14 protein-coding genes are annotated in these 16,007 nt (G+C 64.1%); 11 read left to right on the top strand and 3 right to left on the bottom strand.

Annotation, left to right across the window (positions count from 1 at the left end):
* The 3 genes from EN742_RS06985 to EN742_RS06995 all read right to left on the bottom strand — a co-directional run.
* Positions 1 to 2,858 (bottom strand): efflux RND transporter permease subunit (locus EN742_RS06985; RefSeq protein ID WP_148670044.1); only part of this gene is annotated, 2,858 nt, incomplete at its 3' end.
* Entirely contained in the window at positions 2,855 to 4,018 is a 1,164-nt protein-coding gene (locus tag EN742_RS06990; protein WP_127405537.1) for an efflux RND transporter periplasmic adaptor subunit, read from the bottom strand. The genes EN742_RS06990 and EN742_RS06985, both read right to left, overlap by 4 nt.
* A gap of 171 nt (positions 4,019 to 4,189) precedes the next feature.
* Positions 4,190 to 5,017 carry a MurR/RpiR family transcriptional regulator gene (locus tag EN742_RS06995; RefSeq protein ID WP_126058381.1) on the bottom strand — a complete coding sequence of 276 codons (828 nt, stop codon included), beginning with the start codon at positions 5,015 to 5,017 and terminating at the stop codon, positions 4,190 to 4,192.
* A 148-nt stretch (positions 5,018 to 5,165) separates the two neighbouring features.
* Between EN742_RS06995 and EN742_RS07000 the strand changes: the two genes are divergently transcribed.
* The 11 genes from EN742_RS07000 to EN742_RS07050 form a co-directional block, all read left to right on the top strand.
* Positions 5,166 to 5,984 carry an N-formylglutamate amidohydrolase gene (locus tag EN742_RS07000; RefSeq protein ID WP_127405539.1) on the top strand — a complete coding sequence of 273 codons (819 nt, stop codon included), beginning with the start codon at positions 5,166 to 5,168 and terminating at the stop codon, positions 5,982 to 5,984.
* 19 nt (positions 5,985 to 6,003) lie between these two features.
* Positions 6,004 to 7,560: an amino acid permease gene (locus tag EN742_RS07005; protein ID WP_127405540.1), complete on the top strand. Its 1,557-nt coding sequence runs from the start codon at positions 6,004 to 6,006 to the stop codon at positions 7,558 to 7,560.
* Between the two features lie 87 nt (positions 7,561 to 7,647).
* A complete protein-coding gene (locus EN742_RS07010; protein ID WP_127405541.1) occupies positions 7,648 to 9,018 on the top strand; it encodes a glutamine synthetase family protein in 1,371 nt (456 codons plus the stop codon).
* 68 nt (positions 9,019 to 9,086) lie between these two features.
* Entirely contained in the window at positions 9,087 to 9,599 is a 513-nt protein-coding gene (locus EN742_RS07015) for a hypothetical protein (protein ID WP_127405542.1), read from the top strand.
* The gene (locus EN742_RS07020) at positions 9,589 to 10,008 is read left to right on the top strand and encodes a type II toxin-antitoxin system VapC family toxin (RefSeq protein WP_127405543.1); all 420 of its coding nucleotides are present in this window, start codon (positions 9,589 to 9,591) and stop codon (positions 10,006 to 10,008) included. Before EN742_RS07015 ends, EN742_RS07020 begins: the two co-directional genes overlap by 11 nt.
* Positions 9,971 to 11,410, top strand: a complete 1,440-nt coding sequence (locus EN742_RS07025; protein WP_127405544.1) for an aldehyde dehydrogenase family protein — start codon at positions 9,971 to 9,973, stop codon at positions 11,408 to 11,410. Before EN742_RS07020 ends, EN742_RS07025 begins: the two co-directional genes overlap by 38 nt.
* 18 nt (positions 11,411 to 11,428) lie before the next feature.
* On the top strand, positions 11,429 to 12,601 hold the full coding sequence (locus EN742_RS07030; protein WP_128332591.1) for an iron-containing alcohol dehydrogenase: 1,173 nt from the start codon (positions 11,429 to 11,431) through the stop codon (positions 12,599 to 12,601).
* A gap of 244 nt (positions 12,602 to 12,845) precedes the next feature.
* Positions 12,846 to 13,952 (top strand): ABC transporter substrate-binding protein, encoded by a 1,107-nt coding sequence (locus tag EN742_RS07035; RefSeq protein WP_128332592.1) that lies wholly within the window; start codon positions 12,846 to 12,848, stop codon positions 13,950 to 13,952.
* A gap of 61 nt (positions 13,953 to 14,013) precedes the next feature.
* Positions 14,014 to 14,928 carry an ABC transporter permease subunit gene (locus tag EN742_RS07040; protein WP_127406710.1) on the top strand — a complete coding sequence of 305 codons (915 nt, stop codon included), beginning with the start codon at positions 14,014 to 14,016 and terminating at the stop codon, positions 14,926 to 14,928.
* Positions 14,925 to 15,716, top strand: coding sequence for an ABC transporter permease (locus EN742_RS07045; RefSeq protein WP_126058391.1), 792 nt, complete (start codon positions 14,925 to 14,927; stop codon positions 15,714 to 15,716). Before EN742_RS07040 ends, EN742_RS07045 begins: the two co-directional genes overlap by 4 nt.
* Positions 15,717 to 15,741: 25 nt before the next feature.
* Positions 15,742 to 16,007: ATP-binding cassette domain-containing protein (locus tag EN742_RS07050; RefSeq protein WP_128332593.1), on the top strand; the 266-nt coding region annotated here is incomplete at its 3' end.

A 16,007-nucleotide genomic window follows, 5' to 3' on the forward strand; every position in this document is an offset into this window, starting at 1 on the left:
ATGGAGGCCTGCTCGATCGCCTCGCGCACGCCGAGCCCGCGATCGCGCAGCTGGTTGGCGAACTCGACGATCAGGATGCCGTTCTTGGCCATGACGCCGACCAGCAGCACCAGGCCGATCTGGCTGTAGGCATTGAGGCTGGTTCCCGAGAGCAGGAGGGCGAAGATCGCGCAGGCGAGGCCCAGCGGCACCGTCGCCATGATAATGATGGCGCTGACGAAGCTTTCGAACTGGGCGGCAAGCACCAGCAGGATGATGACCAGCGCGAAGCCGAAGATGGTGATCATGGCGCTGTTGGTCTCGCCCAGCGTCGCCGCCTCGGCGAGCGGCAGGATGCGGCTGCCCGGCGGCAAGAGCGGCGTGGCAATCTCCTCGGCGCGGCTCAGCGCGTCGCCGAGCGCGAAGTCGCCTGACAGGTTCGAGGTGATAGCGACCGACGGCTGCTGCTGCTCGCGCGTCAGCGATGGCGGCACGGCGCGTTCGGTCAGCGTCGCGATGGTCGACATCGGCACGAAGCGGCCGTCGCCGGTCTTCAGGAAGATGTTCTCGAGGTCGGTCGGGTCGTTGATCGGGTTGGTCGTCGAGACCAGCTTCACGCCATAGCTGCGGTCGGCGATGTAGACGTCGACGACGTCGTTGCCGTCGAGCATGGCCTGCAATGTGTCGGCCAGCCCGGTGATGTCGATGCCGAGGTCGGAGGCGCGCTCGCGGTCGATGGCCACGGCCAGCTGGGGCTGGGTCGGGTCGACGGAGAGCCGTGGCGACTGGAAGCGCTGGTCCTTCTGCATCTCGGCGATGACCTTGCCCGCCGCCTCGCCGAGCGCCTTGCGGTCGTTGCCGACCAGCGCGAACTGCAGGCCGTTGCCGGCGCCGCGGATACCAAGGCTGTTGGGCTGCACCGGGAACACCCGCACGTTCGGCACCTGCCTTGTCAATCGGCTGATCTCGGCCACGATCTCCCGCTGGCTGCGCGCGCGTTCGTCCCACGGCGCCAGCGTCATCACCATGAAACCTGAGTTGTAGGCGCCGTTCTGGCCTGCGTTTTCGAAGGTGCCGCGGATCTCGCCGGATTCGCGCAGCGGCTGGATCAGCCTCTCGATCTTCTGCATCTGCTCGGTCGTGTAGTCGAGGCTGACGCCTTGCGGGGCGCTGATGCGCAACAAGACGACGGCGCGGTCCTCGCTCGGCGTCAGCTCCTGGCGGATGGTGCCGAAGAGGGTGAAGGCGATGCCGGCGAAGAGCAGCGCCACCAGCACCACCAGCCACGGCGCGCCGAGGCAGGCATGCAGGCAGCGCCGGTAGGTCGCGTTCAGCGCGCCGCCGATGCGGGCGCCGATGCCCTTGCCGCCTTCATGGTGGAGCGAGGCGCTGGACAGCATGCGCGAGGCGAGCATCGGGCAAAGGGTGAGTGCGACCACGCAGGACAGCAGCACCGACATCGCCAGCACAAAGCCGAATTCGCGAAACAGGCCGCCGGTCTGGCCGGGCAGGAAAGAGATCGGCACGAAGACGGCGACCAGCGTCAGCGTGGTGGCGATGACGGCGAAGAAGACCTCCTGCGCGCCAAGCACGGCCGCCGCGCGCGGCCCCATGCCCTGGTTGCGCCGGCGCACGATGTTTTCGAGCACGACGATGGCGTCATCGACGACGAGTCCGGTGGCCAGCACCAGCGCCAGCAGCGTCAGGATGTTGACCGAAAAGCCGGCGAGATAGATCGCGGCGATGGTGCCGATCATGGCGACCGGCATCGACAGGCCGGGGATCAGCGTTGCGCGCCAGTCGAGCAGGAAGGCGTAAATGACGATCAGCACAATCGAGACAGAGAGCGCCAGCGCGATCTCGACCTCGTGCACGGCGCCGTTGACAAAGACCGCGTCGTCGCTGGTGACCTTGATCGACATTCCCTGTGGCAAGTTCTCCTGCAGCTTGGCGACGGCCGCCCTGACGCCGGTCGAGATGTCCAGCGTGTTCGATTCCGCCTGACGGATGATGCCGAGGCCGATGCCGGTCTTGCCGTCCGAACGCAGCGCCGTCTGGCCGACATCGGGACCGAGCGTGACGGTTGCGACGTCACGGATGCGCGTCTTGCCGGCGATGATGATGTTCTCGAACTCCTCCGGCGTCGTCACGTCGGCCGTGGTGCGCACGATCAGATCCTGGTTGGTGGTGGTGATCGAGCCAGCCGGCGAATCGAAGGCGACCGAGGCGAGCGCGGCCCGGAGATCGGCGACGGTGAAGCCGTGGCTGGCGAGCTTGTTCTGGTCGACGTCGATGCGGAAGATCTTGTCGCGCTCACCGGAAACCTGGACGTCGGCGACGCCCGGGACGGCGGCGAGCTCGTCCTCGATCTGATCCTGGACGATCACCGTCATGTCCTGCACCGACATGGTGTCGGAGGTGACCGCCAGCCGCATCACCGGCTCGGAATTGGCGTCGGCCTTGACGATGCGCGGCCTGTCGGCCGTGCCCGGTATCTGGTTGGAGATGCGGCTGACGGCGTCGCGCACATCGGAGGCGGCGACGTCGAGATCGACGTCGTCGTTGAACTCGATGGTGACACGGCTGTTGCCGAAGGAGGAAGTCGACGAGATAGACTTGACGCCGGAGACGCGCGCGACCGCGCCCTCGATCGTGTCGGTCAGCTCGCGGTCGACGGTCTCGGCTGCGGCGCCCTCGAAGGTGGTGCTGACGGTGATGACGGGACGGTCGACATCCGGCAGTTCACGGATCTCGACGCCATAGAAGGCGGCAAGGCCGGCGACCGCGATCAGTGTGTTCAGCACCAGGGCCATGACCGGCCGGCGAATGAACAGCGCGGTGAAGCCGCTCTCGCTGGCGGTGTTGGCGCCGCCGCTCATGGGCTGTCAGCTTCGGCGGCGCGCTGCTGCTCGCCGGCGATGCGGACCTCGCCGCCCTCGCTGACGCTCTGGGTGCCTTCGGTCACCACCATGTCGCCGCTGACGATTGGCGCGTCGATTAGCACTGTCTCGGTGTTGCGCTGGATGATGCGCACGGGAACGCGTTTGGCCTTGCCGTCCGCGACCGCCCAGACATAGGCGCCGTCGGAACCCCACAGGATGGCCAGCGGGCTAACCGCCGGATAGGAGTCGCCCGGAAATTTCATGCTGATCTGGAACGACATGCCGGCGCGCAGCGAATCCGCCGGGTTGGCGATTGTCGCCTTGACCAGCAGCGTGCGGCTGGCCTCGTCGATATGGTTGTCGATGGCCGAGACGGTGCCGGTGTAGGCTTGGCTCGGATTGGCGATCGGCGTCGCCGACAATTGCGCGCCGACCTTGACGGCGGCGGCGAAGCGCTCGGGCACCAGGAAGTCGACCAGGATCGAGGAGCGATCGTCGAGCGTGGCGATGGCCGACTGGCTGGTCACGTAATTGCCGGCGGAGATCGGCAGGATGCCGACCGTGCCCGAAATTGGGGCCACGATCGAGCGGCGCTGCAGGGCGAGCTCGGCGTCGCGCAGCGCCAGCTTGGCGTTGGCCAGCGCCACTTCCGCATCGGCGACGGCGACCGGCGTCGCGGCATTCGAGGCGCGCAGCGACTTCACCCGGTCGAGCTTGTCCTGAGCGTCCTGCAGGCCGACCTTGGCGCGGTCCTCGGCAATCACCTCGGTGTCGGAATCGAGGGTGGCGATGACCTGGCCCTTGTCGACATGGGTTCCGGAGGCGACCAGAAATTCGACGAGACGGCCGGAACTGTAAGGGTTGACCGTGACCGAGGCGTTGGCTCGGCCGGTGCCGATCGCCTGCAGGCGGTCGTTGATGGTGGCCGTGCTCGCCGGCAACGCGACGACATTCGCCGGTTGTCGGTTGCTGTCGCGGCTGCTTGCCTGCTTCGCCGCGTCGACGGCGCCGGTCGTCTGTGCCGATGTCGCGGCGTCGGCCCATTCGATACCCCAGCGTGCCAGCACCTCATGCGCGCCCGGGAAAAAACGTACCCAGGCGGCCGCGGCGGCCACCAGGATCACAAGCGCAAAAACGATCTGTTTCCAGGCGGCCATCGGCACTCCGGTCGGCAAAACGTCTACAGGTTTCCCCAAGCAAAAAACGCAGCAACGCACCCCGGCAATGTGCGAAGCCACGCGATATCATGGCTTTATGGCAATTCTGCCGCTGCCATGCACATTAAATCTGCGTAACGTTGGCGGGCCGCCGGCACGGATACCGGGAGGTCAGCGCAAGCCTTCCAACTCGCGGATGCGCTTGGCGCCGTCGGCCTCAAGCTGCCTTGTGACGGCGCCGATCAGCGTCTCGGCGACGACGAAGAGGGCGGCCGAGGAATCCCAGGCCGAGGGCACAGCGGTGCGTCCGGCGATGACATGGCGGGCGAAGCGGGCGATCGGCGACAGCCATTGATCGGTGAACAGCACGATCTGAACGCCGCGCTGATGCGCGGTCTCGGCAAAGCGCACCAGACTGTCCTGGTAGCGCCTGATGTCGAAGATCACCAGCACGTCGCGCTTGCCCATGTCGATCAGCCGGTCGCGCCAGATGCTTTCCTGTCCGGCGAGGTGGTAGACGTCCGGCTGGACGATGGCGAGGTGCGCGGCCATGTAGCGCGCCAACGGATCGGTGAAACGGCCGCCGATCAGGAAGGTCTTGCCGCGCCTGGCGGCGAGCAGTGCCCCGATGTCGGCAAGCTGCTTCTCAGACAGGTGCCTGAAGGTCTCGCGCATGTTCTCGAGCGTCGCCTCCAGCATCGGCGACACCGCGCCGCCGCCGGGCGAGGCCGGGTTGAGCGTGCGCGACGCCGGCGACTGCAATTGCGCCGCCAGTTCGTCCTGCAGCGCCGACTGGAATTCCGGATAGTTCTGGAAGCCGAGGCGGGCGACGAAACGCAGGATCGTCGGCGAGGACACGCCGGCTGCGGCCGAAAATTCGGCAACCGTCTTCAGCCCGATCAACGGATAGTTGGCGATCAGCGTCTGCGCCGCGCGCCGCTCGCCGGCCGGCATGGCGCCAATGCGGTCGGAAATCAGTTCGGCGATGCTGGAGATCATGGTTTTCCCCCACCTATTGGCCCGGTCGACGCTATTCCCCGAAATCGCGTTTGACAAAGCCGGACAAACTGTATGAAATCATCCGCACGGGCGCAATGAGACAAAATACGTAACATACGATACAGCGCTCCCCAGGGGACGACTGACTATGGAGACAGCACGGCCCGCCAGCCCTGCATCGCCTGAAACCGTAGGGGTAACGAACCCCGGCGGGGCGAGCCCGTTTGTTCTGACTTGCGACCACGCCTCCAACTTCCTGCCGGCCGAATTCGGCACGCTCGGCCTGCCGGCGGAGGACCTCTCCCGCCACATCGCCTGGGATCCCGGCGCACTGCCGGTCGCCCATCGCATGGCCGCCGCGCTCGACGCCACGCTGATCGAAACCCGCATCTCGCGCCTCGTCATCGACTGCAACCGGCCGCTCGATGCGCCGGACCTTGTGCCGCCGATAAGCGAGACCACGGTCATTCCCGGCAATGCCGGTCTGTCGGACAAGCAGCGCGCCCGGCGCATCGACCTGTCGTGGCGGCCGTTCCACGACACGATCGCGCGCATCATCGACGAGCGGCTGGCGCGTGGGCAGGAAACGCGGCTCGTGTCGGTGCATTCCTTCACGCCGGTCTACAAGGGCAAGAGCCGGCCCTGGCATATCGGCATCATCCATGACGAGGACCGCCGGCTGGCGGTGCCCCTGATCGCGGCGCTCAAGCGGCTCGCCGGCGTCGCCGTCGGCATCAACGAACCCTATTCGCCGGCCGACCGCGTCTATTTCACGCTGGAACGGCATGCGCGCTCGCGCGGCCTTGCCTGCGCGATGATCGAAATCCGCAACGACGAAATCTCCGGCGAGGCCGGGCAGCGGAAATGGGCGGATCTGCTCACCGGCATTTTTTCTGATCTGGAGCCCGAGGAGGCCAGCGGCTCCCGACAACGCGCAGTGGGAAAGTCAGTACAATCGGCCAGCTAAGAACTAAAGGGGACTTCAAATGACAGCACCGGGTTATACCGAAGTTGATAAGGCGGAGGACGTAAAGCACCTCCACAGCATGGGCTACGCCCAGGAACTGGAGCGGCGCCTCAGCCGCTTTTCGAATTTCGCGGTTTCGTTCTCGATCATCTGCATCCTGTCCGGCGGCATCAATTCGCTGGCGCAGGCCACCTCCGGCGCCGGCGGCATCGGCATCGGCATCGGCTGGCTGGTCGGCTGCTTCGTGTCGCTGACCTTCGCTGTCGCCATGTCGCAGATCAGCTCGGCCTATCCGACGGCCGGCGGCCTCTACCACTGGGGTTCGATCCTCGGCAATCGCGGCACCGGCTGGGTGACGGCCTGGCTCAACCTGCTCGGCCTGATCACTGTGCTCGGCGCCATCAATGTTGGCACCTGGACCTTCTTCGTCGGCGCCTTCGGACCGGCGCTGGGAATTGAAGGCAATCTGACCAACCAGATGATCTTCCTGATCATCATCACCGGCGCCCAGGCACTGATCAACCATCTCGGCATCAAGCTGACGGCGAAGCTCACCGACTTCTCCGGCTATCTCATCTTCTTTGGCTCGATCCTGATCGCGATCGTCTGCCTTGCCGCCGCCGAGACCTGGGACGTCAGCCGTCTCTTCACCTTCCACAACTACTCGGGCGATGCCGGCGCCGGCGTCTGGCCGTCGGTGTCGAACGCCTGGGTGTTCGCGCTCGGCCTGCTGCTGCCGATCTACACCATCACCGGCTACGACGCCTCGGCGCACACCTCCGAGGAAACCATCAAGGCGGCCAGTTCCGTGCCGCGCGCGATGGTCATGTCGGTCATCTGGTCGGCCGTCTTCGGCTACCTGTTCCTGGCCGCCTTCATCCTGATGATCCCGAACATGGACGATGCCGCCAAGCAGGGCTGGAACGTGTTCTTCTGGGCCTTCGACCAGCGTGTCAGCCCCGGCATCAAGGAGTTCGTCTACCTCGTCGTGTTCGTCGCGCAGCTGCTTTGCGGTCTCGCGACGGTCACCTCGGCTTCGCGTATGATCTTCGCCTTCTCGCGCGACGGCGGCCTGCCGGGTTCGGCGGCACTCGCCAAGGTCAGCCCGACCTATCGCACACCGGTGGCGGCGATCTGGACGGCGTCGATCCTGTCGGTGCTGTTCGTCTGGGGTTCGACGCTGGTTTCGGTCGCCGGCACCTCGGCCTACACCATCGTGGTTTCCTGCACGGTCATCTTCCTGTTCCTCTCCTTCACCGTGCCGATCGTGCTCGGCATGTTGGCCTGGGGCACGCCGAAGTGGGACAAGATGGGCCCGTGGAACATGGGACGTGGGATCTTCATGCTGTTCGGCGTTCTCTCCATTCTGTCAATGATCCTGATCTTCGTCATCGGCATCCAGCCGCCGAACGACTGGGCGCTCTACATCACCGTAAGCTTCTTCATCCTGACGGCGATCGTGTGGTTCGCTTTCGAGCGCAACCGCTTCCAGGGCCCGCCGCTTGGCGACATCATCGCGGCGCGCCAGGCAGCGATCAAGGCAGCCGAACAGGCGGTCGGCGAGACCGGCCACTGACGTCTATTTCCATGGCCATGGCCGGCCTGGCGCCGGCCATGGTTTCGTTCCCCCTCTCAAAAGACCAAGCGCTGGAGTGCCAAAGGAATGGCCGGAAATTTCTCGTTCGATCAATTGAAGAAAGCGGTCTCCAATGGCGAGATCGACACGGTGCTGGCCTGCATCGTCGACATGCAGGGCCGGCTCGCGGGAAAGCGCTTCCTGGCCCAGTATTTCGTCGATACCGCGCATGGCGAGACCCATGGCTGCAACTATCTGCTGGCCTGCGACATCGATATGGAGCCGGTGCCGGGCTACAAGGCGGCAAGCTGGTCGAAGGGCTATGGCGACTTCGTCATGAAGCCGGACCTGGCGACGCTGCGGCGGCTGCCGTGGCTGGAAAAGACGGCGCTGGTGATCTGCGACGTGCTCGATCACCACGACCATGAAGATCTGGCGCATTCGCCGCGCGCCATCCTGAAGAAGCAGGTCAAGCGGCTGAAGGATCGCGGCTATATCGGCTACTTCGCCTCCGAGCTCGAATTCTACCTGTTCAACGAGACCTACGATTCCGCCCGCAAGAAGCACTGGCAGGGCCTCGACTCGGCCTCGCCCTACATCGGCGACTACCAGATCGGCATCACCACCAAGGAAGAAGGCGTGATGCGCCGGCTGCGCAACGAGATGGAAGCTGCCGGCATTCCGATCGAGAACTCCAAGGGCGAATGGGGCCCGGGCCAGGAAGAGATCAACGTGCGCTACGCGGAAGCGCTCGATATGGCCGACCGCCACGTCATCCTGAAGAACGGCGCCAAGGAGATCGCCGATTCCGAAGGCAAGTCGATCTCCTTCATGGCCAAGTACAATTACGGCCTCGCCGGCAACTCCAGCCACATCCACAATTCGCTGTGGAGCGCCGACGGCAAGACGCCGCTGTTCTTCGACAAAAACGCCGAATGGACGCTGTCGACGCTCGGCCAGCAATGGGCCGCGGGCCAGCTCAAATACGCCAAGGAGTTCACCTGGTTCCTGGCGCCCTACATCAATTCCTACAAGCGCTTCCAGGCCGGCACCTTCGCGCCGACCAAGATCATGTGGAGCGAGGACAACCGCACCGCCGGCTTCCGCCTGTGCGGCGAGGGCACCAAGGGCATCCGCATGGAGTGCCGCATCGGCGGCGCCGATTTGAACCCCTATCTCGCCTTCGCGGCGCTGATCGCATCCGGCCTTGCCGGCATCGACGAGAAGCTGGAGCTGCAGAAGCCGTTCGTCGGCGACGCCTACCAGGCCTCGCGCCTGCCCGAGATCCCGAAGACGCTGCGCGATGCGACAGAGACGCTGTCGAAGTCGAAGATGCTGAAGCAGGCCTTCGGCGAGGATGTTGTCGAACACTATGTGCATACGGCCCGCTGGGAGCAGTTCGAATACGACCGCCGCATCACGGATTGGGAACTGCACAGGGGGTTCGAGCGGTACTAAAGCTGTAATCCGCGTTGACTGAACCTAACTAAAGCTGTAATTTCTCAGTTAGGCTCAAGGAGCGCGAAATGGGAAAATATTCGCCTTTGCGTACGTATCTCATGGCTCAGACCCGTGAACGGATTCCGATGTCGTTCAAGGACATCGAGAGGCTGCTTGGCGAGAAGTTGCCGGCGTCCAAGCAATATCCGGCCTGGTGGAGCAACAATCCCAGCAACAATCCAATGACAAAGGAATGGCTGGCTGCGGGATTCCAGACGGAGTCAGTCAACATCGCAGGCGAGAATCTGATCTTTCGACGCTCTAAGGCAGATGCTCGGCAAGGAAGTGGTCAAGCATATGGCAAGTCTGCAGGCGGGCTAACCGAGGCAAGGAGTTCGGGGCGTCGTCCCGGCTTCATCGAGGACAAGGTGGATTTCAATAATGCTCCGCACATGAGCGGCGAGAACGAGGAATATATCGTGCCGCCACGCGGCGCCGATCCGTTGTTTGGATGCATGGCCGGCACGCTCACGCTGCTTCCGGACGTCGACTATACCGCTCCCGCGGATCCGGACTGGGGCAAAGTCTATGACGACTGATGGAGTGCTGCTGGACACTTGCTTCATGCTGTGGCTGTCGACGGACCAGCCGGTCGCGAGGACGGCGGTTGATAAGGTGACCAGTGCGCGAAAAAATGGCGACGTGATCGCCGTTTCGGTCATGTCGGCTTGGGAAATCGGCATGCTTGTGTCGAAGGGCCGGCTTCCATTCATCAAGTCGCCGCTCGGTTGGTTCGAAGGGTTCGTGCAAGCCGGTGCGACGAGCGTCGAGGGGATCGACAGCGAGCTTCTGGTGGAGTCCTCGTTTCTGCCTGGCGCCGTTCACAACGATCCGACGGACCGGATCATCATAGCCACTGCCCGCTCGAAGAACCTCGCAATCATTACCCGCGATCGCGCCATCCTTGCTTATGGCGCGGCCGGCTTTGTCAAAACAGTCCCTTGTTGATTTTGGAGACGCCTTCTTGGAAACGGTCAAACTCAAATCCCCCATCGACGGCTCGATCTATGCCGAGCGGCCGGTCGCGACGGACCAGGCGATCAACGCCGCGGTCGAGCGCGCCAAGGCGGCGCAGGAGAAGTGGGCCGAAACACCGGTCGTCGAGCGCGGCAAGTACATGCTGGCGATGCTGGAAGCGCTGGTCGCCATGAGCGACGAGATCGTGCCGGAGATCGCCTGGCAGATGGGGCGCCCGGTACGCTATGGCGGCGAGTTCGGCGGCGTCAAGGAACGCGTCAACTACATGGTCGAGATCGCCGAACAGGCGCTGAAGCCGGTGATGGCCTCCAACCCGAAGGACGGCTTCCGCCGCTATGTGAGGAAGGTGCCGCTCGGCGTGGTCATGGTCATCGCGCCGTGGAACTACCCCTATCTCACCGCCGTCAACACCATCGTGCCGGCGCTGATGGCCGGCAGCGCGGTCATCCTCAAGCACGCGGCGCAGACGCTTCTGGTCGGCGAGCGCTTCCAACAGGCCTTCGACAAAGCTGGCCTGCCCAAGGGCCTGTTCCAGAACCTGGTCATGAACCACGGCCAGACCGAGAAGCTGCTCGGCTCCGGCAAGATCGACCATGTCAACTTCACCGGCTCGGTCGCAGGCGGTCGCGCCATCGAGAAAGCCGCGGCCGGTACTTTCATGAGCCTCGGCCTCGAGCTCGGCGGCAAGGATCCGGCCTATGTGCTGCCCGACGCCAAGATGGATCATGCGGTCGCCAATCTGGTCGACGGCGCCTTCTTCAATTCCGGCCAGTGCTGCTGCGGCATCGAGCGCGTCTATGTTCACGAGAAGGTCTATGACGAGTTCGTCGAGGGCTTCATTGCCGAGACCAGGAACTATGTCGTCGGCAATCCGCTGGAACAGGCGACGACGCTGGGGCCGATGGCGCAGGCGCGCTTCGCCGACCTGATCCGCGAGCAGAAGGCCGAGGCGCTGCGCAAGGGCGCCACCGCGCATGTCAACATGAAGGTGGCCGAGGACAAGGCAGGCTCGCCCTATCTGGCGCCGGAAGTGCTGACCAATGTCGACCACCAGATGAGCGTCATGCGCGAGGAGAGCTTCGGACCGATCGTCGGCATCATGAAAGTGCGCAACGACGAGGAGGCCATCGCGCTGATGAACGACAGTCCCTACGGGCTGACGGCATCTATCTGGACGCGCGACACCGAACGCGCGGTGGCGATCGGCGACCGCGTCGAGACCGGCACCGTGTTCATGAACCGCTGCGACTATCTCGATCCGGCGCTGGTCTGGACCGGCGTCAAGGACACCGGCAAGGGCGCAGCACTTTCGGCGATCGGCTACGACAATCTGACCCGGCCGAAATCCTACCACCTGCGCGAAGCGATCTGATTTTTCGAAAGACAAGCAATGTCCAAGCTCATCTCCAAATGGAACTACCCGACCACCGTCCGCTTCGGCGCCGGCCGCATCAAGGAACTGCCAGACGTGTTGGCAGCCACAGGCATCAAGCAGCCGCTCTTCGTCACCGATCCTGGGCTGGCGAAATTGCCGGTCGTCGCCTCGACGTTGAAGATTCTCGACGACGCCAAAGTTCCGTATGGCGTGTTTTCCGAGGTCAAGCCGAACCCGGTCGATTCCAACCTGACCGCCGGCATCGCGGTGTTCAAGAAGGGCAAGCATGACGGCGTCATCGCCTTCGGCGGCGGCTCGGCGCTCGACCTCGGCAAGCTGATCGCCTTCCAGGCAGGGCAGACGCGGCCGGTGTGGGACTTCGAGGATGTCGGCGACTGGTGGACGAGAGCCGATTCCGACGCGATCGCGCCGATCATCGCGGTGCCGACCACCGCCGGAACCGGGTCGGAAGTCGGCCGCGCCGGCGTCATCACCAATGAGGAGACGCACACCAAGAAGGTCATCTTCCATCCGAAGCTTTTGCCGGCGATCGTGATCGCCGATCCGGAGCTGTCGGTCGGCATGCCGGGCTTCATCACCGCCGGCACCGGCATGGATGCGCTGGCGCACTGCCTCGAAGCCTATTGCGCGCCGGGCTATCATCCGATGGCCGACGGCATCGCGGTGGAAGGCATTCGGCTGGTGTTCGAGAACCTGCCCAAAGCCTTCGCCAACGGCAAGGACCTTGTTGCCCGCGCCCACATGATGAGCGCCGCAGCGATGGGCGCGGCGGCCTTCCAGAAGGGGCTCGGCGCCATCCACTCGCTGTCGCATCCGGTCGGCGCGCTCTACGACACCCATCACGGCATGACCAACGCCGTGTTCATGCCCTACGTGCTGGCCTTCAACCGTGACGCCATCGACGAGCGCATCGCCCGGCTCGCCGCCTATTGCGGCATCAAGGGCGGCTTCGACGGTTTCGCCAAGGCGATCATCAAGCTGCGCAAGGAGCTCAAGGTGCCGCATGCGCTGCCCGGCCTGATCAAGGGTCTCGACATGGACAAGAAGCGCAAGGGGCTGATCGCCGACATGGCGGTGGTCGATCCGACCGCCAGCGGCAACCCGGTCAAGCTGACCAAGAAAGGGGCACTCACGCTGCTTGAAAACGCCATCGCCGGCGCGGTGTGAGCGGCGATCGCGGCGCCGGAAATTGATCTTGAAACGAGGGGAAAGGGAAGGGGATAGGGCAAAAGGCAAGGAGCGGAATGCTTAGCCGGAAAAATAATCGCGGAGCGATTGCTACAACCGGTTAAAAAGAGTTTACTTTTTCGTACTGCGGCGTGCCGGTTTCATAAGACTTTCATCTGGCTGTCACACGAAAACGATACCGCATCGCAGGCGTCCACTGGCGTCAGTTCAACGGAGAGAACACATGTTCAAATTCACGGGGAAAGTGCTTTCCCTTTCGGCCGCGGCGCTGTTTGCGTCGACGGTGATTTCGTCCGCGGATTCGCTGGATGAACTCGTCAAGGCGGCCAAGGCGGAGGGCCAGCTCACCACGATCGCGTTGCCGCATGACTGGTGCGGCTATGGCGCCGTCATCGACGGCTTCAAGGCGAAGTATCCGGAACTCAAGATCAACGAACTCAACCCGGATGCCGGCTCGGGCGACGAGATCGAGGCGATCAAGGCCAACAAGGACAACAAGGGCCCGCAGGCGCCCGACGTCATCGACGTCGGCCTGTCCTTCGGCCCGTCGGCCAAGGCCGATGGCCTGATCCAGCCCTACAAGGTGTCGACCTGGGACTCGATCCCGGACAGCGCCAAGGATGCGGACGGTTTCTGGACCGGCGACTATTACGGCGTGCTGTCCTTCCTGGTGAACAAGGATCTGGTCAAGGAAGCGCCGGCTGACTGGGCCGACCTCTTGAAGGCAGACTATGCCAATACGGTTGCGCTCGCCGGTGACCCGCGCGCCTCGAACCAGGCCATCCAGGCCGTCTACGCCGCCGGCCTTTCCGGTGGCGCGGCCGCTGGTGAAGCCGCCGGCACCGCCGGTCTCGACTTCTTCAAGAAGCTCAACGCCGCCGGCAATTTCGTGCCGGTCATCGGCAAGCCGGCGACGCTCGCCCAGGGCCAGACGCCGATCCTGGTCACCTGGGATTACAACGCGCTTGCCGGCCGCGACACGCTGAAGGGCAACCCGCCGGTCGATGTCGTCGTGCCGAAGACCGGCGTCGTCGCCGGCGTCTACGTGCAGGCGATCAGCGCCTACGCGCCGCACCCGAATGCCGCGAAGCTGTGGCTCGAGTATCTCTACTCCGACGAAGGCCAGATCGGCTGGCTGAAGGGCTATTGCCACCCGATCCGCTTCAACGACCTCGCCAAGAACGGCAAGCTCCCGGCCGACGTGATGGCCAAGCTGCCGCCGGCCGAGGCCTATGCATCGGCTGTCTTCCCGACCCTCGATGAACAGGGCAAGGCCAAGGAAGCCATCACCAAGAACTGGGATGCCGTTGTCGGCGCCAACGTGAAGTAACACAATGTAAGGGCCGGGCGGCCTTGGCCGCCCGGCTCCTCTCAAAGACGGTAGCCGGCGCATGACCGATCTCTCGCTCTCCAACCAGGCCATTGCGGGAAAGACCGCGCCGCCCGCCGATGCGCGCAGCCTGAGGCTGCCGACGCAGTGGCTCGGCGTTACACCGTTCTTCGTCTTCGCGATCATGTTCCTGATCCTGCCCACGCTCTATCTGATGCTGGGCGCCTTCCAGAACGACGCAGGCGAGTTCACGCTCGAAAACATCGCGGCCCTGGCGCAGCCGTCGATCGTTGCTGCCTACTGGATTTCCATCAAGGTCAGCCTTGCCTCGGCTCTGATCGGCGCCTTCGCCGGGCTCGCCATCGCCATTGCCATCGTGCGTGGCGGCCTGCCGGACTGGATACGCTCGGCGACGCTGACATTTTCCGGTGTCGCTTCCAATTTCGCCGGCGTGCCGCTGGCCTTCGCCTTCCTTGCCACGCTGGGCCGGCTCGGGCTCGCCACCGTCATCCTGAACACCGTGTTTGGGCTGAACATCTACGCGCACGGCTTCAACATCCTGTCCTTCTGGGGCCTGACGCTGACCTATGTCTACTTCCAGATCCCGCTAATGGTGGTCATCATCACGCCGGCTATCGACGGGCTGAAGAAGGAATGGGGCGAAGCCGCTGCGACGCTCGGCGCGACCACGGCGCAGTATTGGCGTATGGTGGTCATTCCGGTTATCTGGCCGAGCTTCCTCGGCACCGTGATCCTGCTCTTCGCCAACGCCTTCGGGGCGATCGCCACCGCCTATGCGCTGACTGGTTCCTCGCTCAACATCGTGCCGATCCTGCTCTACGCGCAGATCCGTGGCGACGTGCTGCACAACGCGCATCTCGGCTATGCGATCGCCTTCGGCATGATCATCATCACCGGTCTCGCCAATGTCTTCTACATCTGGTTCCGGACCCGCTCGGAGAGGTGGCTCAAATGAAGTCCGGCAGATTCTGGGCCTGGGTCGTCTTTGCGCTGGGCGCGGCCTATTTCTTCATTCCGCTGATCGCGACCGTCGAATTCTCGATGCGCATGCGGCGCGGCGCCTATTCGTTCGACGCCTATCAGATCGTGCTGGGGGACGAACGCTTCCAGGCCACCTTCATGTATTCGGTGGTCGCGGCGATCTTCACTATCATCCTCGGCGTGCTGATTGTGGTGCCCGCGGCCTACTGGATCCGGCTGCGTCTGCCGCAGATCAGGCCGGTGGTCGAGTTCATCACGCTGTTGCCGCTGGTCATTCCGGCCATCGTCATCGTGTTCGGCTACATCCGGATGTACGGCTCCAACTCGCCGCTGCCGTTCCTCGCCAGCGACACCGGCACCAACGCCCTGCTGGTCATCGGCTATGCGACGCTGGCGCTGCCCTACATGTACCGGGCGGTCGATACCGGGCTGCGCACCATCGATGTCAGGACGCTGACGGAAGCGGCGCAGATCCTCGGCGCTGGCTGGGGGACGATCATCACCCGTGTCATCCTGCCCAATGTGCTGATCGCGGTCTTGTCGGGCGCCTTCCTGACCTTCGCCATCGTCATCGGCGAATTCACCATGGCGAGCCTGCTCAATCGGCCGGCCTTCGGACCGTATCTGCAGAATATCGGCGCCAACCGCGCCTATGAGCCGGCGGCGCTTGCCATCATCGCCTTCGCCATTACCTGGGGCTGCATGTCGCTGATCCAGATCCTGTCCCGCTTCGCGCCGAAATCGGCGAACCGCCCCAATTGAACGACAAGCACTGAAAGTCAAAGCCATGGCCGAGCCGTTCCTCTCCATCCAGCATGTGCGAAAGTCCTTCGGCGCCACGACTGTGGTCGAGGATTTCAACCTCGACGTTGCGCCGGGCGAGTTCGTCTCCTTCCTTGGCCCATCGGGCTGCGGCAAGACGACTGTGCTGCGCATGGTCGCCGGTTTCGAGGAGCCGAGCGCCGGCAAGATCGTCGTGGCTGGCAAGGACATCACGCGGCTGAAGCCCAACCAGCGCAATGTCGGCATGGTGTTCCAGGCCTACGCTGTCTC

It is taken from the genome of Mesorhizobium sp. M4A.F.Ca.ET.020.02.1.1 (genome assembly GCF_004022645.1).
Taxonomy (GTDB): Bacteria; Pseudomonadota; Alphaproteobacteria; order Rhizobiales; family Rhizobiaceae; genus Mesorhizobium.

Bases quoted from the DNA above. Each gene is read 5' to 3' on its own strand.
- EN742_RS06990 (WP_127405537.1), bottom strand. From the start codon at position 4,018: ATGGCCGCCTGGAAACAGATCGTTTTTGCGCTTGTGATCCTGGTGGCC.
- EN742_RS06995 (WP_126058381.1), bottom strand. From the start codon at position 5,017: ATGATCTCCAGCATCGCCGAACTGATTTCCGACCGCATTGGCGCCATG.
- EN742_RS07000 (WP_127405539.1), top strand. From the start codon at position 5,166: ATGGAGACAGCACGGCCCGCCAGCCCTGCATCGCCTGAAACCGTAGGG.
- EN742_RS07005 (WP_127405540.1), top strand. From the start codon at position 6,004: ATGACAGCACCGGGTTATACCGAAGTTGATAAGGCGGAGGACGTAAAG.
- EN742_RS07010 (WP_127405541.1), top strand. From the start codon at position 7,648: ATGGCCGGAAATTTCTCGTTCGATCAATTGAAGAAAGCGGTCTCCAAT.
- EN742_RS07015 (WP_127405542.1), top strand. From the start codon at position 9,087: ATGGGAAAATATTCGCCTTTGCGTACGTATCTCATGGCTCAGACCCGT.
- EN742_RS07020 (WP_127405543.1), top strand. From the start codon at position 9,589: ATGACGACTGATGGAGTGCTGCTGGACACTTGCTTCATGCTGTGGCTG.
- EN742_RS07025 (WP_127405544.1), top strand. From the start codon at position 9,971: ATGGCGCGGCCGGCTTTGTCAAAACAGTCCCTTGTTGATTTTGGAGAC.
- EN742_RS07030 (WP_128332591.1), top strand. From the start codon at position 11,429: ATGTCCAAGCTCATCTCCAAATGGAACTACCCGACCACCGTCCGCTTC.
- EN742_RS07035 (WP_128332592.1), top strand. From the start codon at position 12,846: ATGTTCAAATTCACGGGGAAAGTGCTTTCCCTTTCGGCCGCGGCGCTG.
- EN742_RS07040 (WP_127406710.1), top strand. From the start codon at position 14,014: ATGACCGATCTCTCGCTCTCCAACCAGGCCATTGCGGGAAAGACCGCG.
- EN742_RS07045 (WP_126058391.1), top strand. From the start codon at position 14,925: ATGAAGTCCGGCAGATTCTGGGCCTGGGTCGTCTTTGCGCTGGGCGCG.